The sequence below is a fragment of the Mycobacterium sp. NGS56 genome (assembly GCF_059812425.1).
Genome location: NZ_JCALCQ010000001.1, coordinates 743,319 through 765,645, shown reverse-complemented (window position 1 = coordinate 765,645; position 22,327 = coordinate 743,319). Strand labels below are relative to the sequence as shown.

Annotated in this window: 23 protein-coding genes and 1 pseudogene; 9 read left to right on the top strand and 15 right to left on the bottom strand. The window is 67.4% G+C overall.

The genetic code is table 11. From position 1 onward, the window contains the following. Window positions 1–44 precede the first annotated feature (44 nt). The 3 genes from AC5Y4F_RS03585 to AC5Y4F_RS03575 all read right to left on the bottom strand — a co-directional run bounded on the left by AC5Y4F_RS03585 (window position 45) and on the right by AC5Y4F_RS03575 (window position 3,158). A complete protein-coding gene (locus AC5Y4F_RS03585) occupies window positions 45–911 on the bottom strand; it encodes a PDDEXK-like endonuclease domain-containing protein (protein WP_499995164.1) in 867 nt (288 codons plus the stop codon). A 103-nt stretch (window positions 912–1,014) separates the two neighbouring features. After that, the gene (locus AC5Y4F_RS03580; RefSeq protein WP_499995163.1) at window positions 1,015–1,515 is read right to left on the bottom strand and encodes a DUF2771 domain-containing protein; all 501 of its coding nucleotides are present in this window, start codon (window positions 1,513–1,515) and stop codon (window positions 1,015–1,017) included. Next, entirely contained in the window at window positions 1,512–3,158 is a 1,647-nt protein-coding gene (locus AC5Y4F_RS03575; RefSeq protein ID WP_067930242.1) for an MFS transporter, read from the bottom strand. Before AC5Y4F_RS03575 ends, AC5Y4F_RS03580 begins: the two co-directional genes overlap by 4 nt. A 111-nt stretch (window positions 3,159–3,269) precedes the next feature. Between AC5Y4F_RS03575 and AC5Y4F_RS03570 the strand changes: the two are divergent. Continuing rightward, window positions 3,270–4,082: pseudogene (locus AC5Y4F_RS03570) on the top strand (DUF3027 domain-containing protein); the annotation flags it as partial. 179 nt (window positions 4,083–4,261) lie between these two features. Here the strand turns inward: AC5Y4F_RS03570 and AC5Y4F_RS03565 are convergent. Together AC5Y4F_RS03565 and AC5Y4F_RS03560 are read right to left on the bottom strand one after the other, a co-directional pair. Then, window positions 4,262–4,717: an SRPBCC family protein gene (locus AC5Y4F_RS03565; protein ID WP_499995161.1), complete on the bottom strand. Its 456-nt coding sequence runs from the start codon at window positions 4,715–4,717 to the stop codon at window positions 4,262–4,264. A gap of 20 nt (window positions 4,718–4,737) precedes the next feature. Then, complete coding sequence (locus AC5Y4F_RS03560; protein ID WP_067930239.1) at window positions 4,738–5,013, bottom strand: DUF2530 domain-containing protein; 276 nt, start codon at window positions 5,011–5,013, stop codon at window positions 4,738–4,740. 195 nt (window positions 5,014–5,208) lie between these two features. Between AC5Y4F_RS03560 and AC5Y4F_RS03555 the strand changes: the two genes are divergently transcribed. The 3 genes from AC5Y4F_RS03555 to AC5Y4F_RS03545 are packed head-to-tail and all read left to right on the top strand — an operon-like array spanning window position 5,209 to window position 6,779. Then, a complete protein-coding gene (locus AC5Y4F_RS03555) occupies window positions 5,209–5,640 on the top strand; it encodes an Rv0880 family HTH-type transcriptional regulator (protein ID WP_067930238.1) in 432 nt (143 codons plus the stop codon). 22 nt (window positions 5,641–5,662) lie between these two features. After that, window positions 5,663–6,493 carry a TrmH family RNA methyltransferase gene (locus tag AC5Y4F_RS03550; protein ID WP_067930236.1) on the top strand — a complete coding sequence of 277 codons (831 nt, stop codon included), beginning with the start codon at window positions 5,663–5,665 and terminating at the stop codon, window positions 6,491–6,493. A 10-nt stretch (window positions 6,494–6,503) separates the two neighbouring features. Next, the gene (locus AC5Y4F_RS03545) at window positions 6,504–6,779 is read left to right on the top strand and encodes a DUF2537 domain-containing protein (RefSeq protein WP_067930234.1); all 276 of its coding nucleotides are present in this window, start codon (window positions 6,504–6,506) and stop codon (window positions 6,777–6,779) included. On the opposite strand, the gene sepH is transcribed toward AC5Y4F_RS03545, so the two are convergent. Beyond that, on the bottom strand, window positions 6,776–7,555 hold the full coding sequence (sepH, locus tag AC5Y4F_RS03540; RefSeq protein WP_067930233.1) for a septation protein SepH: 780 nt from the start codon (window positions 7,553–7,555) through the stop codon (window positions 6,776–6,778). The two genes, AC5Y4F_RS03545 and sepH, sit on opposite strands and share 4 nt — an antisense overlap. A gap of 122 nt (window positions 7,556–7,677) precedes the next feature. After that, complete coding sequence (serC, locus tag AC5Y4F_RS03535; protein ID WP_499995158.1) at window positions 7,678–8,796, bottom strand: phosphoserine transaminase; 1,119 nt, start codon at window positions 8,794–8,796, stop codon at window positions 7,678–7,680. Between the two features lie 246 nt (window positions 8,797–9,042). Between serC and AC5Y4F_RS03530 the strand changes: the two genes are divergently transcribed. Next, on the top strand, window positions 9,043–10,068 hold the full coding sequence (locus tag AC5Y4F_RS03530; protein WP_067930227.1) for an AurF N-oxygenase family protein: 1,026 nt from the start codon (window positions 9,043–9,045) through the stop codon (window positions 10,066–10,068). A 17-nt stretch (window positions 10,069–10,085) separates the two neighbouring features. Continuing rightward, the gene (locus AC5Y4F_RS03525; protein ID WP_499995157.1) at window positions 10,086–11,774 is read left to right on the top strand and encodes a 4Fe-4S binding protein; all 1,689 of its coding nucleotides are present in this window, start codon (window positions 10,086–10,088) and stop codon (window positions 11,772–11,774) included. Here the strand turns inward: AC5Y4F_RS03525 and AC5Y4F_RS03520 are convergent, their stop codons facing one another. Both AC5Y4F_RS03520 and AC5Y4F_RS03515 read right to left on the bottom strand, forming a co-directional pair. Beyond that, on the bottom strand, window positions 11,775–12,233 hold the full coding sequence (locus tag AC5Y4F_RS03520; protein ID WP_067930217.1) for a VOC family protein: 459 nt from the start codon (window positions 12,231–12,233) through the stop codon (window positions 11,775–11,777). Between the two features lie 128 nt (window positions 12,234–12,361). After that, window positions 12,362–13,483, bottom strand: a complete 1,122-nt coding sequence (locus tag AC5Y4F_RS03515) for a citrate synthase 2 (RefSeq protein ID WP_499995156.1) — start codon at window positions 13,481–13,483, stop codon at window positions 12,362–12,364. Between the two features lie 72 nt (window positions 13,484–13,555). Between AC5Y4F_RS03515 and pdxH the strand changes: the two genes are divergently transcribed. Together pdxH and AC5Y4F_RS03505 are read left to right on the top strand one after the other, a co-directional pair. Further along, complete coding sequence (gene pdxH / locus AC5Y4F_RS03510) at window positions 13,556–14,230, top strand: pyridoxamine 5'-phosphate oxidase (protein WP_499995154.1); 675 nt, start codon at window positions 13,556–13,558, stop codon at window positions 14,228–14,230. 155 nt (window positions 14,231–14,385) lie between these two features. Next, window positions 14,386–15,681 (top strand): citrate synthase, encoded by a 1,296-nt coding sequence (locus AC5Y4F_RS03505; RefSeq protein WP_067930202.1) that lies wholly within the window; start codon window positions 14,386–14,388, stop codon window positions 15,679–15,681. 37 nt (window positions 15,682–15,718) lie between these two features. On the opposite strand, the gene AC5Y4F_RS03500 is transcribed toward AC5Y4F_RS03505, so the two are convergent. Together AC5Y4F_RS03500 and AC5Y4F_RS03495 are read right to left on the bottom strand one after the other, a co-directional pair. After that, window positions 15,719–17,293 (bottom strand): phytoene desaturase family protein, encoded by a 1,575-nt coding sequence (locus AC5Y4F_RS03500; protein ID WP_067930353.1) that lies wholly within the window; start codon window positions 17,291–17,293, stop codon window positions 15,719–15,721. Further along, on the bottom strand, window positions 17,290–17,553 hold the full coding sequence (locus AC5Y4F_RS03495; protein ID WP_067930351.1) for a DUF2630 family protein: 264 nt from the start codon (window positions 17,551–17,553) through the stop codon (window positions 17,290–17,292). Before AC5Y4F_RS03495 ends, AC5Y4F_RS03500 begins: the two co-directional genes overlap by 4 nt. On the opposite strand from AC5Y4F_RS03495, the gene AC5Y4F_RS03490 reads away from it, so the two are divergent. Then, on the top strand, window positions 17,511–17,681 hold the full coding sequence (locus AC5Y4F_RS03490) for a sunset domain-containing protein (protein ID WP_499995759.1): 171 nt from the start codon (window positions 17,511–17,513) through the stop codon (window positions 17,679–17,681). The two genes, AC5Y4F_RS03495 and AC5Y4F_RS03490, sit on opposite strands and share 43 nt — an antisense overlap. A gap of 4 nt (window positions 17,682–17,685) precedes the next feature. Here AC5Y4F_RS03490 and AC5Y4F_RS03485 read toward each other — a convergent pair whose 3' ends face one another. The 4 genes from AC5Y4F_RS03485 to AC5Y4F_RS03470 form a co-directional block, all read right to left on the bottom strand. Continuing rightward, window positions 17,686–19,023 (bottom strand): sensor histidine kinase, encoded by a 1,338-nt coding sequence (locus AC5Y4F_RS03485; RefSeq protein WP_067930201.1) that lies wholly within the window; start codon window positions 19,021–19,023, stop codon window positions 17,686–17,688. A gap of 15 nt (window positions 19,024–19,038) precedes the next feature. Beyond that, a complete protein-coding gene (prrA, locus tag AC5Y4F_RS03480) occupies window positions 19,039–19,749 on the bottom strand; it encodes a two-component system response regulator PrrA (protein ID WP_112632790.1) in 711 nt (236 codons plus the stop codon). Window positions 19,750–19,897: 148 nt separating this feature from the next. Beyond that, window positions 19,898–20,746, bottom strand: coding sequence for an endonuclease domain-containing protein (locus tag AC5Y4F_RS03475; RefSeq protein WP_499995151.1), 849 nt, complete (start codon window positions 20,744–20,746; stop codon window positions 19,898–19,900). A gap of 82 nt (window positions 20,747–20,828) precedes the next feature. Then, complete coding sequence (locus AC5Y4F_RS03470) at window positions 20,829–22,319, bottom strand: carboxyl transferase domain-containing protein (RefSeq protein ID WP_499995148.1); 1,491 nt, start codon at window positions 22,317–22,319, stop codon at window positions 20,829–20,831. Window positions 22,320–22,327 lie beyond the last annotated feature (8 nt).

Genomic DNA, 22,327 nt, shown 5'->3' with positions numbered 1-22,327 from the left:
TTGCGCGAAATTTGGCGAATTTCCCATCAACTCCACGCTCGACGTTAGAGCGGACAGCCCGCGGCGAGCAGGGCGTTGCGAACGCGCGCCACAACGACGTGGGGCCGACGGCTGAGCAGGTCGGCGCTGACCCGGACTATCGTCCAACCCCTCGCCTCAAGCTCTGCCAGTCGATCGATGTCTCGGGTCCGCTGCGCAGGATCGGTCCAGTGCTGCGCGCCATCGAATTCCACTTTGACCTTCCAGTCCTCCCACCCCATATCAATGCGCGCTAGCACCCTGCCGCATTCGTTGACCACTTTTATCTGGGTCTGTGGTCGTGGCAATCCGCTGCCCACGGAGAGCAAGCGAGTCTTGGTCTCGTACGGTGATTCCGCGCCCCCGTCGGTGAGCGGCAGGACCTGACGCAACTGCACGATTCCGCGCGCTCCGCGGTGGCGGTCGGCCAATAGTTCGACGTCAGCGAGCTTCAAGCCCGATGCATGCATCAGCGCGTCGAGCCGAATCACCGCTGTTGTCAAGCCCTTTCGCCTGGCCAGGTCGAACGCCGTGCGTGCAGGCGTGGTCAGGCGCATTCCGTGGCACACTGTCGTCTCATCATCGTCGAGGGTGTCGCTGTGCGAGATGATGCCGCGCGCTTTGTCTCGGCCGGCTCGGTTGAGCTCGGCGGGCAGCCAGTCGTCGATCCACGCCGTCCGGTGCAGTGCGGCCGCGGACAGGCCCGCCAGCGTCGCGGTCCGCCCAGACCACAGCCAGGCCGCGATCGCCCGGGTCACGGCGGTCAATGTCGTCGCGCGAGGGATGTACACGTTGCGATGGACCATTTCGAAATCGGTCCGCAATTGATGCGGTGTTAGCAGTCCGGCTGCCAGCGCTTCGGTTCCTCTGAATGGCCAGTCCAGCGATCGCATGCCGATACATTGCCCGGCCGTAGCGACATCCTCGGCCGAGCGTGGACTCATTGCGCCCAAAGACTCACATTCACACAACAAGTCGACATCGGGGCCAGAGAAATCAGTACACCAGCCGCACCGACCATTCCGCGTGTGGCACGTCGCGCAATTCCCCCGCGGGATCGACCGCCAGCGTCAGCAGTTGCACGACGATTCCGGCCAGACGCCCGCGATGCGGGTCGACGGGCGGGATCGTTACGGCGAACCGGGTGCCCGGGCGAAAGATGGTGCTGGTGGTGTTGGTGGGGTCGTCGTACACCTGCAGCAACCGCCAAGGCGCGCGGTAGATGGCATCGGGCACCGAGAGCTGAATCGGGTACCGCTCGCTGACCTTCAGCTCGCCCTGGCTCTGCGGCGTCTCGCAGTCTTCGAGGTTGAGCACGTTGCAAAAAAGGTACGGCCCCACCCGGGTGAGGTGACCATGTGAATACGCGCTGATCTCGGGGTGACGCGGGCCAGAGCGGCCCACCAGAAACCAGGTCCCGACGCCGGCGCCAATGCAGAGCACAGCTATCAGGCAGGCGAGCAGTACAGCCACACCCCGCTTGCCTCCGGGCTTCACTCGGCAACCACCGCCGGAGCGCCGACACCGCGGCGCTTGCCCTCCTGCTCGACCATGATTGGCCTATTTCCTCCCAGGCCGGGAATCAGTGAATTGCCGCGGAAGCTGACCAAGGTCTGCGCCAGACCCAGGATGAGTAGGGCAGTGACCGCGGTGAAACCGACCCACAATTCGGTGTACACCAAGACCCCCAGCGCCCCGCCGAGGACCCACGCCAACTGCAGCGTCGACTCCGAGCGCCCGAAACCCGATGCGCGGGATTCTTCGGGCAGGTCGTTCTGCAGCGACGCGTCCAGGGACGCCTTTGCGATGGCGCTGGCGCCCGACGTGACGAGGGTGGCGATCACGACAAGCACCAGGTTGCCGGCCACCGAGGCCGCCAGCGCGACCGCGCTCACCGCCACCGTGCAGCGCACCACCAGCACGGCGGGCCGGCCCAGCTTCAGGCGCGCACTGGTGAAGTTGCCGACGAAATTGCCGATCCCGGCCGCGGCGCCGATCACCCCGAGCATCGCGACCTGGGCCCAGCCATTGGCCTGATGGGCCTTGGCGACGAATGCGGGATAGAGGAATAGGAAGCCCACCATGACCTTGATGGTGCAGTTACCCCACAGCGAGGTGATGATGTTGCGGCCCAACGGCTGTCGCAGTGCCCCGCTGACTTCTTTATGCCAGCTGCGCCGCAACGGTTCACTGTTCTGGCGATAGCTCAGCGTGGCGGGGACTTCACCGGCGGTCACCTCGACCCAACGCGGTATCCGCATGGACAGCAGGGCGCCGGCGACGGTCACGGCGATCACCACGAACAACGCCCCGGGCAGCTTGAACAGGTGCGTGCAGACAAACTCGACGCCGCTCGCTATCGCACCGCCGACGATGGTGCCGCCCAGCAGACCGAACATGGTGAGCCGGGCGTTCACCCGCACCAGGTCGATGGTCGGGGGCATGACCCGCGGTGTCACCGCGCTGCGCAGCACACTGAACGACTTCGAGAACACCATCATCGCGAGCGCGCACGGATAGAGCACCCACGACGGGAAACTGCCGCTCGCGCCGTCGTAGTTCATGACCAGCAGCACGGCCAACGCGGTGCGAAGGGCGAACGATGCGGCCAGGGCGACGCGACGGCCATGCTGCAGCCGGTCCAGCGCCGGTCCGATCAGCGGTGCGATCACGGCGAACGGCGCGATGGTGATCAACAGGTACAGCGCGACCCGGCCCTTGCTCTCGCCGGTTGCCGCGGCGAAGAACAACGTGTTGGCCAGTGCGACGGCCATCGCGGCGTCCACCGCGAAGTTGGCCACCACGGGCCACGTCAGCGCCGTTAGGCCTGACTTGTCGGCGCCGTCGGCGGTCGCGGCGCGCTGCACCATCCAATACATCCGCGAACCCATCTCGCGGCTGCGCAGTGCCGCGGCGCGGGTGACGGTGATGCGCTCGCCGGCCGCCGGACCGCGAGATGCCCCGTCACTGTTGGGCTCCGGCTTCGGCTGGTGGTCCAAGGGGGGGAGATAACGGTTGGCGCTCGGCATTGGCGACGGGCGGCGGGAGCGCCGATCAGCGCCGCCGGCGGGATAATTCACCGCACCCGGATGCTGGGAGGCGGACCCGTTGCGGGCCCGGCGGCCCGGCTGAGGGGCCACACGGCTTGGATTGTTTTGCCGCCTTCCAGACACGTACCGATTCTCCCCTATGCCGACTCCATGCGTCTGCAGGTACGGGGTGTGGCTCGTCAACCTAGTATTGGAAACGCGATGCAGAAAGAAGACAGCGTGACCCGATCCTTCGAGGAGCCCACCGCGGGCTCCGCCGTGGCGACCGTGGGCGACTGGCCCGAGGGGTTGGCGGCGGTGCTCACGGGTGCGGCGGACCAGGCCAGGGCCGCCGTCGTGGAGTTCAGCGGGCCGGAGATGGTCGGCGACTATCTGGGCGCCGGCTACGAAGACGCGAACAGCGCCACCCACCGGTTCCTGGCGCATCTACCCGGCTATCAGGGATGGCAATGGGCGGTCGTGGTGGCCGCCTATCCCGGCGCCGAGCGCGCCACCATCAGCGAGGTGGTGCTGGTGCCGGGGCCGACGGCATTGCTGGCGCCCGAATGGGTGCCGTGGGAGCAACGGGTGCGGCCCGGGGACCTGAGCCCCGGTGACCTGTTGGCACCCGCCGCCGACGACCCTCGGCTGGTTCCCGGCTACACCGCCAGCGGGGATCCCCAGGTCGACGAGACCGCCGCGGAAATCGGGCTGGGCCGTCGTTGGGTGATGAGCGCCGAGGGCCGATCGGAGGCGGCCGAACGCTGGCGCACCGGTGATTACGGTCCCGACTCGCCGATGGCGCGATCCACCAAGCGGGTGTGCCGCGACTGCGGTTTCTTCCTGCCGCTGTCGGGTTCCCTCGGTGCACTGTTCGGTGTGTGCGGCAACGAATTGTCGGCCGACGGGCACGTCGTCGACAAGCTGTACGGCTGCGGTGCCCACTCGGACACTCCGGCCCCGGCGGGCACCGGGTCGCCGGCCTATGAACCGTACGACGACGGCCTATTGGACATCACCCAGGCACCGGTCGAGCCGTCGCCGCCGCTTCCGGAGTCATCGCAGGCGGCCGAAGCGCAGCCGGAGGAGCCCCGGCCCCAGCCAGAGACGCCGGGAGAATCGGCGGAACCCGAGCCGCAGCCCCAAACATCAGAAACCGAGCCTGCGTCTGAGGCGGTGGCGTCCGAGCAGCGGTCGCAGACCGAGCCTCCCGACTAGCCGGCTTCGGCGGCGGCCTTGATACGCGCGAGCGACGCGTTCATGCCGTCGAGCAGTTCGCGTTCGAAGTTGGTGGTTCCGCCAAAGAGCGCATTGACCGACAGATTCGAAAAGGCGGTGACGCCGTTTTCGGCGTGACGGCTCTCGATCAGCCGGGTGCCCGCGCCGCTGGGTTCGAGCTCATAGGTCCAGATGGTGTTGTTGGTGTCCACGCGGAACGCAAGCCTGCGGTCGGGGACGACCTCGACGACCGTGCAGGTGGTCGGCCAGAACAACCGCTTGCGGCGGTTGAGGTTCAGGGTCCGGGTGCCCTGACGCACCGGGCCGAAAGGCTTCATCCACCGGCACTGCGGACTCCACTGCGGCATGCGCCGCAGATCGGAAATCAATTCCCACACCTTGTTCGTCGGTGCATCGATATCGATCTGCGCTTGCAACAGCGGGGCTACCATCACTCCTCCAGGTTCGCCGGTTACTTGTGGTCGAGGAAATTTTCCAGCCCGGCCTGGGCGCCGCGCGCACCGCGTCGGGCCGCGGCGAGCTGCAGCAAGAAGATGCTCGTACCGAGTACCCCCACGCCCAGCCCGGCCAGGGTCACGGGACGCCAGCCCTGCAGGGAGGGCACCAAGAACGCGGCGGCCAACGCGATCAACCAACCCAACGCGCCGAGCGCGATGAATAGCCACGCGCGCAGCAGCACAGCGGGCAGCGGCGGTGCGGTGCGGTCGCGATCGGGTTGGGTGGACATCGCGATTAACATAAACCTCCCGTCGGCGTCGGGCGGCGGCGCACCCAGTTGCCGAGAGAGATGATCGAAACCCGCTGACTAAGCGGGATACCTGGGCGGATAAGCGTTTCGATGAAAAACTCCACCGCTCAGCCGAACACCCTTCGTTCACGGGTTCGTGTCCCGGTTTCTCAGGCAGCCGTGTAACCTCGCGCCATGCCTGACAGCGATGCGCGGCTGGCCAGCGACCTGTCACTGGCAGTTATGCGGCTGGCCCGCCAACTGCGGTTTCGCAATCCGTCGTCGCCGGTGTCGTTGTCCCAGCTGTCGGCGCTGGCGATGCTGACCAACGAAGGCCCGATGACCCCCGGCGCCCTTGCGATTCGCGAGCGGGTGCGGCCGCCGTCGATGACCCGGGTGATCGCGTCGCTGGCCGAGATGGGGCTGGTGGATCGCACGCCACATCCGGTCGACGGCCGGCAGGTCCTCGTCTCGGTCTCCGAGTCTGGGGCCGAGCTGGTCAAGGCGAACCGCCGTGCCCGCCAGGAGTGGCTGGCCAAGCGGCTGGCGACGCTGGACAGCAACCAACGCGACACCCTGCGCAACGCGGCCGATCTGATGCTGGCCCTGGTCGACGAAGGCCCGTGAGCCGCACCCCCGAGGCCGGCGAATGATCACCGACGTTGACGACCCCGACGATCCGAGGCTCGACGATTTCCGCGACCTGAACAGCGTCGACCGTCGTCCAGATCTGCCGTCCGGCAAGGGTCTGGTGATCGCCGAGGGTGTGCTGGTGGTGCAGCGCATGCTCGCATCACGCTTCCGCCCGCATGCTTTGCTGGGCACCGACCGTCGGTTCGCCGAGCTCGAAGATGACCTGGCCGGCAGCTCTGTGCCGTTCTACCGGACCTCCGCCGACGTCATGGCCCAAGTGGTCGGCTTCCACCTCAACCGCGGCGTGCTCGCGGCCGCCCGACGAGTGGCCGAACCCAGCGTTGCCGAGGTGATCGCCGGGGCCCGCACCGTGGCGGTGCTCGAAGGGGTCAACGATCACGAAAACCTGGGCTCGATCTTCCGCAACGCGGCGGGCCTCGGTGTCGACGCGGTGGTCTTCGGCAGCGGCTGTGCCGACCCGCTGTATCGCCGCGCGGTCCGGGTGTCGATGGGCCACGCGCTGCTGGTGCCGTACGCGCGCGCGTCCTGTTGGCCCGCCGACCTTAAAAAGCTGCAGCACAATGGTTTTCGGCTTATGGCGATGACCCCTCAGGGCGCTGCGTGCGCCTTGCCGGAGGCGATGACGGCCGCTCGTGGCGAACGCGTGGCGGTGTTGGTGGGTGCCGAGGGGCCGGGACTGACGCCGGCCGTCCTGCGGTCCAGCGACGTGCGGGTGCGCATCCCGATGTCACGGGGTACCGACTCGCTCAATGTCGCGACGGCGGCGGCGTTGGCGTTCTACGAGCGGGCCCGCTCGACGAGAGGCGGCGATGGACAGTCAGACTAGGCTCCGGCTGATGAGAGACGAGTCCGTCCCCTGGGCAACGGGTTTGACGGTCACCGCATTCGTTGCGGCGGTCACCGCCGCCGCGATCGTCGTGCTCAGTCTGGGGCTGGTTCGGGTGCACGCGCTGCTGGCCGTCGGGCTCAACGTCGTGGCCGCCGGAGGACTGGCACCGACTTTGTGGGGGTGGCGGCGCACCCCGGTGCTGCGCTGGTTCGTGTTGGGTGCCGCGGTGGGCGTCGCGGGAGCCTGGCTGGTGCTGCTGGCCTTGGCGGCCGCGGGTCGCTAGCGCTGGCCGCCCGACCGCACGCCGAGCAGCACGTCCTCCCAAGCCGGAATGACCGGCTTGCCCCGGCGCGTGTGCACGGGCTTTTCCTCGGGCTCTGCGGCCACCGGTACTTCGGCTTCCACGACGGGCGGCTTCGCGGGCTCCTCGAAGTCGACGTGGGCGACCCTGGCCACCGGGCGCAGCGGACGTTCGAAGCTGGGGTCGATCAGCGCGCTGGCCTCGTCGTCGATGGCGGTGACCGTTCCCCCGTGGGCGCCCGGGGAGAAGCAGAAATGCGCGAGGTTGTCGGAGCGACCGACCTTCCACGCAAGCTGCACCGTCCAGCGGTTGTCTTCATTGCGCCAGGCGTCCCAGCTCAGTTTGTCGTGGCTGAGACCCCTGGTCACCAGCGCGGCGCTGACCGTTTCCAGCAGCGTCAGCACGGAGGGGCCGTCGTCCAGCATCGGGTGGGCTGCGGTTGCCAGTTCCGCGGCGCGGAACCGTTCCAACAGCACCGGGTGGGCGAAGCGGCGGACCCGCGACACCTCCGAGCCGGATGCCGCGGCAACCTGCTCGACGGAGGCGCCGGCACGGATCTTTGCCTGAATTTCTTTGGGGCTCAGCATGTTGGTGACTTCAATCTCGAGCTGCGGTTGCTCAGAGGACAGGGCCGCGTCGCGCAGCAGAGTTCGCAGGCGATCGTCGGCCGCCAGCTTGAACTGCTCCGCGGGATCGTCACCTTCGCAGATGACATATTTGCTGTCGGCATCCAGCCCAACCACTTTGAGTTCCCGCATGGTTATCTCCTCGCAGGCTCCGTGCAGGTCAGCGACGGACCCGTCACGTGCGCACTGTAGTCCAGCAACCGCCCATCGGCTGTGCTGACACGCGGTGCGATTGCGCGCTGGTTGCCGGCCGGTTACAGGCGCTCGACCACCCAATCGATGCATTGGGTGAGCGCGCTGACGTCGTCAGGGTCCACCGCCGGGAACATCCCCACCCGCAGTTGGTTGCGGCCGAGTTTGCGGTACGGCTCGGTGTCGACGATGCCGTTCGCCCGCAAAATCTTCGCCACGGCCGCGGCGTCGACCTCGTCGGCGAAGTCGACAGTGCCCACCACCTGTGAGCGCAGCTTCGGGTCGGCGACGAATGGCGTCGTGTAGGACTTCTCTTCGGCCCAGGAGTACAGGCGACCCGACGAGTCCCCGGTGCGTTTGACGGCCCAGTCCAGCCCGCCGTTGCCCAGCATCCAATCGACCTGCTCGGCCATCAGCGCCAGGGTGCCGACCGCCGGGGTGTTGTACGTCTGGTCCTTGAGACTGTTCTCCACCGCGATGGGCAACGACAGGAAGTCGGGAACCCAGCGGCCGGCGGCGGCGACGGACTCGACGCGGGCCAGCGCTGCCGGGCTCATGATGGCCAACCACAGGCCACCGTCGCTGGCGAAATTCTTTTGCGGAGAAAAGTAGTAGGCGTCGGTTTCGGGAATGTCGACCGGCAGCCCGCCGGCGCCCGAGGTCGCGTCGACGACGATCAGCGCATCACCGGAATCTGCGGGCCGGCGGACGGGCACCGCGACGCCGGTGGACGTCTCGTTGTGCGCCCAGGCGATGACGTCCACCGAGGGATCGCTCTGCGGCTCGGGGGCACCGCCGGCGTCCGCCTTGATGACGATGGGATCGCCGATGAACGGATTTTTGGCGACCGCAGAGGCGAACTTGGAGCTGAACTCGCCGAAGGACAAGTGCAGCGAGCGCTTGTCGATCAGGCCGAACGCCGCGGCATCCCAGAACGCGGTCGCGCCGCCGTTGCCCAGGATCACCTCGTAGCCCTCGGGGACGGAAAACAGATCGGCAAGCCCGGACCGCAACCGGCCGACCAGATTCTTGACCGGCGCCTGCCGATGCGAGGTGCCGAACAACGGGGCGACCGTCGTGGTCAGCGCCTGCAGTTGTTCGGGCCGGACCTTCGACGGGCCACAGCCGAAGCGGCCGTCGCGGGGTTTGATGTCAGCGGGGATCTCGAGCTGGTCAGCCATGCTCATCAGGGTAGTGACGCGACCTGACGGGTCGGTGCGGCGGCCCGTCCGCGAGCCCCCGCCGGCGGGTGAAAAGGCCTGCTCGCGGGTTGTCGGACGGTTGGCCGGGTGTGATCTGGGACATAAAAAATTGATGACCACCGGTCAGGTCACAGCATCCGTACAAGGTCTAGAGAATATCCGGTACCTGCGGTACTGTCTGGACACAGCACGTCCAAATGTAAACCTCGTTGGGGAGGCCTGGATATGGCTAGGACGCGACTAGTCCGGCGTTGGCGAAACAACATGGAAGTGCGCGACGACGCCGAATACGTCAACATGCTTGCCACACTGTCCGAGGGGTCGGTGCGGCGCAACTTCAATCCGTACACCGACATCGACTGGGATTCACCGGAATTCGCCGTCGCGGAAAACGATCCGCGGTGGATTCTGCCGGCGACCGACCCGCTGGGCCGTCACCCCTGGTATCTCGCGCAGTCGGACGAGCGCAAGATCAAGATCGGGATGTGGCGCCAGGCCAACGTGGCGAAGGTGGGGCTGCACTTCGAATCCATCCTGATCCGCGGCCTGATGAACTACACGTTCTGGGTGCCCAACGGGTCACCGGAATACCGGTACTGCCTGCACGAATCGGTTGAAGAGTGCAACCACACCATGATGTTCCAGGAGATGGTCAACCGCATCGGCGCCGACGTGCCGGGCATGCCGCGGGTTCTCAAGTGGCTTTCGCCGTTGGTTCCGCTGGTCGCCGGCCCGCTGCCGGTGGCGTTCTTCATCGGCGTGCTCGCCGGCGAGGAGCCGATCGACCACACGCAGAAAAACGTTCTGCGCGAAGGCAAGTCGCTGCATCCCATCATGGAGCGGGTGATGGCCATTCACGTGGCCGAGGAGGCTCGCCACATCTCGTTCGCCCACGAGTTCCTGCGCAAGCGGGTGCCGGAATTGACCAAGAGGCAGCGATTTTGGACCGCGCTGTACCTGCCGCTGACCATGAAAGTGCTGTGCCGCGCAATCGTGGTGCCGCCCAAGGCGTTCTGGCGCGAGTTCGACATCCCGCGTGACGTGAAGAAGGAATTGTTCTTCCGCTCCCCGGAATCGCGTAAGTGGCTCAGCGACATGTTCGGTGACGTGCGAATGCTGGCTTATGACACCGGCCTGATGGAGACCCGCTCGGCGCGGTTGATGTGGCGGTTGTGCAAGATCAGCGGAAGGCCGTCGCGTTACCGCAGCGAGCCGCAGCGCCAGCACCTGGCCCCCGTCCCGGCCGCCTGATAACTGCGAGATCCTCTATGCCGCACGTTATTACCCAGTCGTGCTGTAACGACGGGTCCTGTGTTTTCGCCTGCCCGGTGAATTGCATTCACCCGACACCGGACGAGCCCGGCTTCGCCACCTCGGAGATGCTCTACATCGATCCGGTGGCGTGCGTTGACTGCGGTGCCTGCGTGAGCGCGTGCCCAGTGGGCGCGATCGCACCCGACACCCGGCTGGACTCCAAACAGCTGCCTTTCATCGAGATCAACGCGTCCTTTTATCCGGACCGGCCGATGGAGGAGAAGCTGCCGCCGACCTCGAAGCTGGCCCCGGTGATCCCGGCCGCCGAGGTCCGCGCCCACCGGATGCCGCTGACCGTGGCCATCGTCGGTTCGGGGCCCGCGGCGATGTATGCCGCCGACGAGCTGCTGACCCAGCGGGGCGTCTGCGTCAACGTTTTCGAAAAGCTGCCCACCCCGTACGGTTTGGTGCGGGCCGGGGTAGCGCCCGATCACCAGAACACCAAGAGGGTCACCCGGCTGTTCGACAAGGTCGCCGGTGATCGCCGGTTCCGGTTCTATCTCAATGTCGAGGTCGGCAAGCAGCTGAGCCACGCGGACGTACTCGCTCATCACCACGCCGTGCTGTACGCCGTCGGCGCACCCGACGACCGCCGGCTGGACATCGCGGGCATGGGCCTGCCGGGGACCGGTACCGCAACCGAAATGGTCGCGTGGATCAATGGGCATCCCGAGTTTGCAGATCTACCAGTCGATCTCAGCCACGAGCGGGTGGTGATCGTCGGCAACGGCAATGTCGCCCTCGACGTTGCCCGGTTGCTGACCTCGGATCCCGACGACCTGGCCCGCACCGACATCGCCGACCACGCGCTGGCGGCGTTTCGGGGCTCGAAGGTGCGCGAGGTGGTGATCGCCGCCCGACGCGGCCCCGCCCACTCGGCGTTCACGTTGCCCGAGCTGATCGGGCTCACCGCCAGCTCCGAGGTGGTGCTCAGCGCCGCCGATCATCAGCTGGTAGCCGCCGATCTCGCGACCGCTTCGGATGCGTTGACGAAACGCAAGCTGGAAATCCTGTGCACGTGCGGCGATGATTTGGCGCCGTCGTCGCGTCCGAGGATCAGGCTGGCTTATCGGCTCACCCCGAACCGCGTGCTGGGCGAGCAACGCGCCACCGGCATGGAGTTCTCGGTCACCGGAACCGACGAGACGCGCATTTTGGAAACGGGTCTGGTGCTGACGTCGATTGGCTACCGGGGCAAGCCGATTCGCGATCTTCCTTATGACGAATCGTCTGCCGTCGTGCCGAACGACGCGGGCCGCGTCGTCGAACCCGCCTCCGGCGTTCCGGTGCCCGGCGCATACGTCGCCGGCTGGATCAAGCGGGGACCCAGCGGGTTCATCGGCACCAACAAGTCCTGCTCGTTGCAGACCGTGCAGTCCCTGGTCGCCGATTTCAACGCCGGCAATCTGACCGATCCGGTCGGCAAGCCCGAGGCGCTGGCCAGCCTGGTGCACGCTCGTCAGCCCGAGGCCATCGACGCGGCGGGATGGCGCGCCATCGACGCCGCCGAGATCGCGCGGGGCAGCGATGAGGGCCGGCCCCGCAGCAAGTTCACCGACGTGTCCGCCATGCTCGCCGCAGTAGCGGCCGCAGCGCCGGCACCGCCACCGCGACGCCGGCTGCTGGATCGGCTGCTCGGTTAGTCAGCCGGCTCCCTGCCCGGCCATCGCCGCCGCGATCTCGTCCATGCTGACCTCGCGGACCGGCTGTCCCAATGACCAGTGATGGCCGAACGGGTCGGCCACCATGCCGTAGCGGTCACCCCAGAACTGGTCGTCCAGCGGGGTGACCACTGTGGCACCCGCATCCAGTGCACGCTGGAAGCTGGCGTCGACATCGGGGACCGTCAGGTGGATCGTGACGGGCGTGCCGCCGAGCGACGTCGGTGTCATCGATTTGCCCCCACATACTTCGGGGAAGTCGTCGTTGAGCATCACCGTGAAGCCGTTGATGCGGACCGCGGCGTGCACCAGTTTGCCATCGGGGCGCGGCACGCGCCCTATTTCCTGTGCCCCAAAAGCCTTGACGTAGAAGTCGATTGCCGCGGCTGCATCGTCGACCACCAGGTGCGGGGACAGGGCCGGCTCGATGTTGATCGCCATGCTGATTCTCCTTATCGGTTCCCTCTCCTGCCCGGGGCGGGCAGGTTCACGATTTATGACTGCGTCGGCGACGAAAACTCATCGCGACGGCAACCATTAGATCGTCGGGTACCGACAAACCAGGCGGCTCAGGCGTTGGTGAGACTGCGGTCCCAGCCTTCGACGGATTCCGGGCTGCGCGGTCCCGGGCCCACGTAGATGGCCGACGGCCGGACCAGCTTGCCCAGCCGCTTCTGCTCGAGGATGTGGGCGCACCACCCCGCGGTACGGCCGCAGGTGAACATCGCCGGCATCATGTTGGCCGGCACTCGGGCGAAGTCCAGCATCACCGCGGCCCAGAACTCGACGTTCGTCTCGATCGCCCGGTCCGGACGCCGCTCGCGCAGCTCCGTCAGCGCCGCCTGCTCCAGCGCGACGGCCACCTCGTGGCGCGGCGCGCCCAGCCGTTCGGCGGTAGCCCGCAGCACCCGGGCCCGCGGGTCCTCCGCGCGGTAAACCCGGTGCCCGAACCCCATCAGCTTGTCGCCGCTGTCCAAAATCTTCTTCACCAGGCCACGCGCGTCGCCGGTGCGCTCGACCTCTTCGATCATCGGCAGCACCCGCGCCGGCGCCCCGCCGTGCAGCGGCCCGCTCATCGCCCCGATCGCGCCGGACAACGCCGCCGCCACGTCGGCGCCGGTCGAGGCGATCACCCGCGCGGTGAACGTCGAGGCGTTCATGCCGTGCTCGGCGGCCGAGACCCAGTAGGCGTCAATCGCTTCGACGTGCCGTGGGTCCGGCTCACCTTGCCACCGCGTCATGAAACGCGCGGTGACCGTATCGCATTCGTCGATGATTCGCTGCGGGACGGCAGGCTGGTAGATGCCGCGCGCGGACTGTGCGACGTAGGACAGCGCCATCACCGACGCGCGGGCCAGCTGGTCGCGGGCGACGGACTCCTCGGTGTCCAGCAGCGGCTTGTACCCCCAGATCGGGGCCAGCATCGCCAAGCCCGCCTGCACGTCGACGCGGACGTCGCCGGTGTGGATGGGCAGGGGGAACGGCTCGGCGGGCGGCAGCCCGCGGCCGAACTTGCCGTCGACCAGCAGCGCCCACACGTCGCCGAAGGTGACCTGCTGGCTCACCAAGTCTTCGATGTCGACACCGCGATAGCGCAGCGCACCGCCGTCTTTATCCGGTTCGGCGATTTCGGTGGTGAAGGCGACCACGCCTTCGAGGCCGGGGACGAAGTCTTCGGGGACCACAGTCATACCGAAAATTCTCGCACCCCCTGTTCGGCCCGACGCTACCGGCCGGTAGCAAGCGCCGGTAGCGTTGACGCGATGGCAGGACCGAACCCCGAACAAGGAAAAGAGCACCTGCAAAAAATGCGTGTGGAGTACGGGTCGGTGGAAAAAGACGGCAGTCCAGATCTCGACGCGGATTGGCTCAGAGGCGGCTGGGTTTCGTTGTTGCGCAGATGGATCGACGATGCCGAGCGGTCGGGCGTCGCCGAGCCCAACGCGTTTGTGCTGGCTACCGTCACTGCCGACGGCAGACCGGCGAGCCGATCGGTGCTGTGTAAGAGCGTGGACGAGACCGGGATCACTTTTTTCACCAACTATGACTCGGCCAAGGCCGACGACCTCGCGACGACGCCCTACGCCTCGGCGACGTTTCCCTGGTACCAGCTCGGTCGTCAGGTGCACATCCGCGGGCCGGTGAGCAAGGTCAGCGCGCAGGTCACCGAGGACTACTGGTCCAAGCGGCCGCGCGGGTCGCAGCTGGGCGCGTGGGCGTCGCACCAATCGCAACCGATCGCGTCGCGAGCCGCCCTTCTCGACCAGCTGAGCGAGGTCACCGCCCGGTTCGCCGACCGCGAGCAGGTCCCGGTCCCGCCGGGCTGGGGTGGCTATCTGATCGCTCCGGAACTGGTTGAGTTTTGGCAAGGTCGGGAGGACCGGTTGCATAACCGCATCCGGGTGACCGGCGATCGGGTCGAACGGCTTCAGCCCTAGCGCTGACGATGCACGTCGCGCGCCGGCGTGAGGGATCGGTCGCTGGCGTGACCAGCAGACCCGACCCCGGACGGGCGCCCCATGCTCATAACGACTACCTTTTGCAGTAAGCACCAAGTCAGCAGCCATACCAGCCAGAGCGCAAAGGGGTTCTCGTGGCAGACAACGACGACACCGCCACATTGAAGTACCCGGGCGGCGAGATTGACCTCCAGATCGTCAACGCCACCGAGGGTGCTGACGGCATCGCGCTGGGCTCGCTGCTGTCCAAGACCGGCTACACCACGTTCGACAACGGTTTCGTCAACACCGCCGCGTGCAAAAGCGCCATCACCTACATCGACGGCGACGCCGGGATCCTGCGCTACCGCGGCTACCCGATCGAGCAGCTCGCCGAGAAGTCGACCTTCATCGAAGTGAGCTACCTGCTGATGTACGGCGAGCTGCCGACCAAGGACCAGCTGGCCGAATTCACCAAGCGCATCCAGTTGCACACCATGCTGCACGAGGACCTGAAGCGCTTCTTCGACGGCTTCCCGCCCAACGCGCACCCGATGCCGGTGTTGTCCAGCGTGGTGAACGCGTTGAGCGCCTACTACCCGGACTCGCTGGACCCGATGGACAACGAGCAGGTCGAGCTGTCGACCACCCGCCTGCTCGCGAAACTGCCCACCATCGCCGCCTACGCCTACAAGAAGTCGATCGGCCAGCCGTTCCTCTACCCGGACAACAAGCTGTCGTTGGTGGAGAACTTCCTCTGGATGACGTTCGGGTTGCCGGCCGAGCCCTACCACGCCGACCCGGAGATAGTGCGGGCGCTGGACATGCTCTTCATCCTGCACGCCGACCACGAACAGAACTGTTCGACGTCGACGGTCCGGTTGGTCGGCTCGTCGCGGGCGAACCTGTTCACCTCCATCTCCGGAGGCATCAACGCGCTGTGGGGGCCGCTGCACGGCGGCGCCAACCAGGCGGTGCTCGAGATGCTCGAGCAGATCCGCGAAAGCGACGACGATGTCAGCGAATTCGTGCGTAAGGTGAAGAACCGCGAGGCCGGCGTGAAGTTGATGGGTTTCGGTCACCGCGTGTACAAGAACTACGATCCGCGCGCCCGCATCGTCAAGGAGCAGGCCGACAAGATCCTGGCCAAGCTCGGCGGCGATGACGACCTGCTGGACATCGCCAAGCAACTCGAAGAGGCGGCGCTCACCGACGACTACTTCGTCGAGCGCAAGCTCTACCCCAACGTCGACTTCTACACCGGCCTGATCTATCGGGCGCTGGGCTTCCCCACCCGGATGTTCACCGTCCTGTTCGCACTGGGGCGGCTGCCCGGGTGGATCGCGCACTGGCGCGAAATGCACGACGAGGGCGACAGCAAGATCGGCCGTCCGCGCCAGATCTACACCGGTTACACCGAGCGCGACTACACCACCATCGACGCGCGCTAACACGGGGACTGGATCCGCAAGCGCGGCAATACATCCGCTATCTGAGCGAGGCCAGCACGGCCATCGCGGCGTTGTGTCCGCCGATGCCCGAGACCGCCCCGCCACGGCGTGCGCCGCAGCCGCACAACATGATCCGTTCGTGCGCGGTGGCCACCCCCCATCGCCGTGCCGGGGTGTCCAACGGGTCGTCGTCTTCGGCGAACGGCCACGACAGGCCACCGTGGAAGATGTTGCCCGCGGTCATGTTCAGCCCGCGGTGCAAGTCCAGCGTCGTCGTCGTCTCGATGCAGGGCCGGCCATGCGCGTCGGTCATCAAGACCTCTTGAATCGGTTCGCCGACAACGGAATTCAGCGACGCCAGTACGGCGTCGGTCAGTCGGTCGCGCAGGGCGCCGGAGTAGCTGCCGTCGAACAGTGAGTGCGGGGTGTGCAAGCCGAACACCGTCATCGTGTGGGCGCCCGAGTCGCGCAGGTCGGCCGAGAGGATGCTCGGGTCGGCCAGCGAGTGGCAGTAGGCCTCGCAGGGCAGCGGGTTCGGGATCTGCCCAGTTACCGCGTGCGAATACGCCGCGTCCAGCTGAGTCCAAGTTTCGTTGACGTGGAAGGTGCCGGCGAATGCATCCTCGGGTCTAACCTTCCGGTCGCGCAGCCCGGGCAGCCTCCGCAGCATCATGTTGACCTTGACCTGAGCGCCCTGGGCCGGGACCGCCGGCCGTTCACCGAGGAGGCCGGCAAGGACCGTCGGTGTGACGCCGGCCAGGACGAACCGGGCCCGAATCAGGTGTTCTTCCTCGCCCCTGCGATAGCACACCTCCCCGTCGGGATCGACCGCGTAAACCTCTGCACCGGTGGTGATTTCGGCCCCATGGCGGACCGCCGCCGCGGCCAGGGCCGTGGTCACCGCGCCCATCCCGCCGATCGGGACGTCCCAGTCTCCGGTGCCGCCGCCGAGGACGTGATACAGGAAGCAGACATTCTGGGTCAGCGAAGGGTCATCGAGGCGGGCGAACGTGCCGATCAGTGCGTCGGTCGCGATCACCCCGCGCACCACGTCGCTGCGCACCGCCTCGGCGATGGCGTGTCCGATCGGGTGCTCGATCATCGCGTGCCACGCGGCCGCCGCGCGGCTGCCGCCACCTTCCAGCACCTGCCGGCGGGCGTCCCCGCGGGTGCGCAGCGGCTCGAGCAACGTCGGCCACAGCCGCTCGGTGACCAGCCGGCACCGTTGGTAGAAGTCAGCGAACCCCTGCGCGTCGCCGGCGGCCCCGATACCGGCGAAGGTGTCGCCGGGCGACCCGATCAACAGCCCGCTGTGGCCGCCGGTCGCCGGGTCGGGTGTGTACGACGAAAACGGCCGCCGGGCCAACCGCACGTCGGCGCCCAGATCTTCGACGATTCGTGCCGGTAACAGACTGACCAGGTAGGAGTAGCGCGATACCCGAACGCCGACGCCGTCGAAGGCGTGCGCCGAGACCGCCGCGCCGCCGGTGTGGTCGAGCCGTTCCAGCAGGCGCACCCGCAGACCCGCGCGGGCCAGGTAGGCGGCCGCCACGAGGCCGTTGTGTCCGCCTCCGATGACTAAGGCGTCGACTCGGCTTGCGTGGTCGCTCAGCTCAGGTAGCCCTCGACCTCGTCGGGCGGACGCACCTCTGCCGCTCGCGGGTCGCCTCCGGTCTCGCGTAGCGCCCGGCGCTGCCGCAACAGGTCCCAGCATTGGTCCAGTTGGACCTCGACCTGCCGGAGGCGGTCGTGTTCTTCCGAAGTGTCGATGTCCCCGCGCTGCAGCTGGGCCCGCAGCGCTTTCTCCTCGGCGACCAAGTCACGAATGACTGCCAGCGTGTCGTTGTCGGTCGGTTTACTGCCGTTGGCCATCGCTCCAGTGTGCCCGACTCGAAAGACACTCCACCACCGCCCAGGCCTGGTTCACCGACGAGAAGTCCGCCGAACAAGCCGGTTTCACGCCCTGGGGCGACAGCTCGGAGAATCTGCGGCGGCGATAGAGCGCTAGCTGGGGCCCGGGAGCCGCAGTACCAGCCGCGCCCCACCCAGGGGGCTGTTCTCCAGCGCCGCCGTCCCGCGGTGCAGCTGGGCCTGCTGGGCAACCAGGGCCAAACCCAGACCCGACCCGGAATGAGAGGCCGTCGATCCGCGGGAGAACCGATCGAACACCACCTGGCGCTCATCCTCGGGCACGCCGCTGCCGTTGTCGTCGATGGCGATCTCCACCCCGGCGCGCGAGCTGACCGCCGACAGCTGGACCTGGGTGGCGCCACCATGCTTGACGGCGTTGGCGATCGCGTTGTCGACGGTGAGGCGCAATCCGGCCGGTAACCCGACGATGATGCAGGTGGGTGACGGCACCAGCGAAACATCGACCCCGGGGTAGATCCGGGTGGCGTCATGGGCCGCGCGGTCGAGCAGCTCGGTGATGTCGACGGGCACGTGGTCGTCCGCCGTCGACAATTCGCCCTGGGCCAACCGTTCTAGGGCGGTCAGCGTTGCCTCGATTCGCGACTGGGTGCGGATGACGTCGCTTAGCACCTCTTTGCGCTGTTCATCCGTCATGTCCAGGGTGGACAGCACTTCGAGGTTGGTGCGCATCGCGGTCAACGGGGTGCGCAGTTCGTGCGAGGACACGGCGGCGAAGTCGCGTGCCGACGCGAGCGCGTCCTTGGTTCGGTCCTGTTCGGTCCAGATGCGCTGCAACATGCCCCGCATTGCTTCGGCGATCTCGACGGCCTCACTGGCGCCACGCACGGCCACCTGCGGGCGCTCGTCGGCGTCGATCGAACGGGCTTGCTGGGCAAGGCGTTTGAATGGTCGCACCGCGAAAGCCGCCAGGAGCCAAGCGAATACCCCTGCCGCGCCGATCGACAGCGCGCAGATCAGGATCACCCGGCGATGCAGGTTGTTGGTCTGGGCGATCGTGTCGTCATAGGTCGCACCCACCGCCACCGTCGCCGGCTGCGGAGTGCGCACCTCCAAGGTCCGCACTCGATAGCGCACCCCGTTGATGTACGTGTCGGCGTAGCCGACGTCCAGCGGCGGCAGCGTGATGTCCGAATTGGACATGACCTGGCCCTCGCGCCGGACCGTGATGACGGTGTCCTGGTCGTTGGGGGTGCGCGGGATGTCGCCGAGTCCACGCGGCAGGAAGGGGATGGCGAAGCCCGCCGCCTCGTCGAGGCGGCGATCCAGCCGTTCCTTCCAGGCGCTGGTGATGCCGAACCACACGACCGCGCCCGCGATGACCACCACGATGGCGGTGCCGATGGCCGTCGCAACCGCGACCCTCGCCCGTAACGATGGCGTACGGGTCGCAATCCGGGACAGGAAGTTCATTGCCGGTAGACCTGCTTACTGCATGCGCAGTACGAATCCCACTCCGCGGACGGTGTGCAGCAGCCGGGGGCCACCGTTCGCCTCCAGCTTGCGGCGCAGATATCCGATGAACACGTCGACGACGTTGGTGTCGGCGGCGAAGTCGTAACCCCACACCAGCTCGAGCAGCTGTGCGCGGGACAACACCGCCGTCTTGTGTTCGGCCAGCACCGCCAGCAGGTCGAATTCCCGCTTGGTCAGGTCGACGTCGACGCCGTTGACCCGGGCCCGCCGTCCCGGGATATCGACTTCCAGCGGCCCGACCGTGATGGTTTCCGAGGAGGACGTGGCGGTGGCGCCGCGGCGGCGCAGCAGCGCCTTGACCCGCGCGACCAGCTCGGCCAGCACGAAGGGTTTGACCAGGTAGTCGTCGGCTCCGGCCTCCAGGCCGGCCACCCGATCGTCGACCGAGCTGCGGGCGGACAGGACGCAGACCGGGACGTCGTTGTCCATGGCGCGCAGCGCCGTGACGACGCTGACGCCGTCCAGCACCGGCATGTTGATGTCGAGCACGATCGCGTCCGGGCGCGTCTCGGTGGCGCTGCGCAAGGCCTCGGCGCCGTCGACCGCCGTCGACACCTCGAATCCGGACAGCCGCAGACCGCGTTCGAGCGACGCGAGCACATCTGAATCGTCGTCGACGACCAAGACCCGCGGTGAGCTAGCTCCAGTGTCCATGCGGCCCATTTTGCCTGATTGTCGACTATCGCTGTGGGAGGCTGCACCGCTGTATCGCTCGGCACTGCTCGGCCGCGTCATGTCCGCGTCATCTCCGCGTGATGTCCGCGCGAGTCATAAACCACACACATGTACGTCGGCGCGTCGTGTGCGTGGCTTATGTGTCGCGATATCCGCGACGGCGCAGGGCCTCTCGGATTCCGCCGATAACGGCCTCGGGCCGGTCTTCAGCGACCACCCGCACGACGACCCATCCGCAATCCGCGAGCGCGTCGAGTCGGCGAATATCTCGCACGTACTGGCGCCGGCTCGTGCGGTGCTGGTCCCCGTCGTACTCGACCGCCACCTTGAAGCGATCCCAGCCCATGTCGAGGAGCGCCACTGTCCGGTAATGCATGACCACCGGTATCTGGGTTTCGGGTTTGGGCAATCCTGCACCGACGATCAGCAATCGCAGCCAGGTCTCTTTTGGGGATGCCGCACCCGCGTCGACGAGCGGCAGCACCGTTCGCAGTTGGTGCAGGCCCCGCGCGCCGCGGTGTCGCTTGGCCAGGAGCAGCACGTCTTCGGCGGAGAACGGCGCGGCACGCATCAAGGCGTCGAGTCGCGCCACGGCCTCTGCGGAGGGGAGTTGTCGCGCCAGGTCGAAAGCCGTGCGCACGAGGCTGGTCACGGGCAGGCCGGTGACGTGCGAAATTTCGTCGTCCGCTAGGCGCTGATTGCGGGTCAAAATGCCGTCGGGGGCATGTTGATTGCGCCAAATCAACTCGACCGGCTCATCGTCGTCGATCCAGTCCGCGCCGTGCAGTGCCGCAGCGGCCAGCCCAGCCAGCACGCCCCGTCGCCGCGACCATAACCACGCCGCCTCAGACCGTATCCGGAGCGAGGGTGATGTGTGACGGGCCAGATAGATGTCGGGGTAAATCGCGCGGAAATCGGTGAGCAGCTGATACCGGGTCAGTTTTCGCTGGCGCAAAGCTTCGCTGCCCACGAAGGCGTCATGCATACGCCTAAGACGCGATGTGCGGGTGAACGGTTTGGCGAGACATAAACCACGCACACGTACGTCGGCGTGTCGTCTGCGTGGCTTACGTGTCGCGACGGAATTCGGGCAGACCGATGTTGTGGTAGCGCCGCAGCCGGGCGGCCAGCCGCTCGGCGGAGGGGAGCTCGCGCAGCGCGTGCACCTCGGCGGCGATGGCCCGCGACAATCGCTGCGCGAACTCGACCGGCTCGTCGGCCGCGTCGGGATACTCCGGGACGACGGCGTCGACGATTCCCGACTTCAACAGGTCGGCAGATCGGATTCCTTGTGCCGCAGCGAGTTCGGCGGCGTGCTCGGTGTCGCGGAAGACGATCGCGCTCGCGCCCTCCGGTGGTAGCGGAGCCAGCCACCCGTGCAATGCGGCGAGCACCCGATCGGCGGGCACCATCGCCAAAGCCGGGCCACCGCTGCCCTGGCCCAACAGCACCGACACCGTCGGGGTATCCAGCGTCACCAACTCGGCCAGGCATTGCGCGATCTGCCCGGCGAGCCCGCCCTGTTCGGCTTCGGCCGACAGCGCCGGCCCCGCGGTGTCGATCGCCAGCACCAACGGCAGACGCAACTCGGCGGCCAGCGCCATGCCACGCCGGGCTTCGCGCAGTGACGCCGGGCCCACCAAGCCGCCCGTCAGCCGCTGCTGGCCAAGCACCACCACGGGCTGGCCGGCGAACCGAGCCAACGCCAACAACGTGGTCGCCGCCTCTCCCTGACCGGTCCCCGACAGCATCACCCGATGCGTGGCGCCGTGCCGCAGCAACAGCCCAACCCCCGGCCGGTCGGGCCGCCGCGACGCCACCACCGAGTCCCACGCCGCGACGTCGGGCGTCGGTTCGGGTGGCGCCGGCGCGGGCAGCTGCTCAGGAGCGTCGGCCATGACGGTCATGGCACGGTCCAGCATGCGGCGCAGCTCATCGAGCGGAACGACGCCATCGATCACGCCGTGCCGCTGAAGGTTTTCCGCGGTCTGCACGCCCTCGGGGAAGGGTTCGCCGTAGAGGAGCTGGTACACGCGCGGGCCCAGGAAGCCGATCAGCGCGCCCGGCTCGGCGACCGTCACATGGCCCAGCGAGCCCCAGGACGCGAACACCCCGCCGGTGGTCGGATTGCGCAGATAGACCAGATAGGGCAGGTGCGCTTGTCTGTGCAGCCGCACGGCCGCGGCGATCTTCACCATCTGCAGAAACGCGACCGTTCCCTCTTGCATGCGGGTGCCGCCGGAACTCGGCGACGCCAGCAGCGGCAGCCCCTCGGACGTCGCCCGCTGCACCGCGGCGGTGATCCGCTCGGCCGCGGCAACCCCGATCGACCCGCCCAGGAAGCCGAACTCGCAGACCACCACCGCGACTCGGCGCCCGAAGACGCGCCCCTCGCCGGTGAGCACCGATTCGTCCAGGCCCGTCGCGGCCCGGGTGTCGGCGAGCTCTCGGGCGTAGGACGCGCTGACCGGCACCTTGAGCGGTTCGCCGTCCCAGCGGATGAAGGAATTTTCGTCCAGCACCGCATCGCGGAGTTGAGCAGCCGTAATACGACTCACGTGACGAG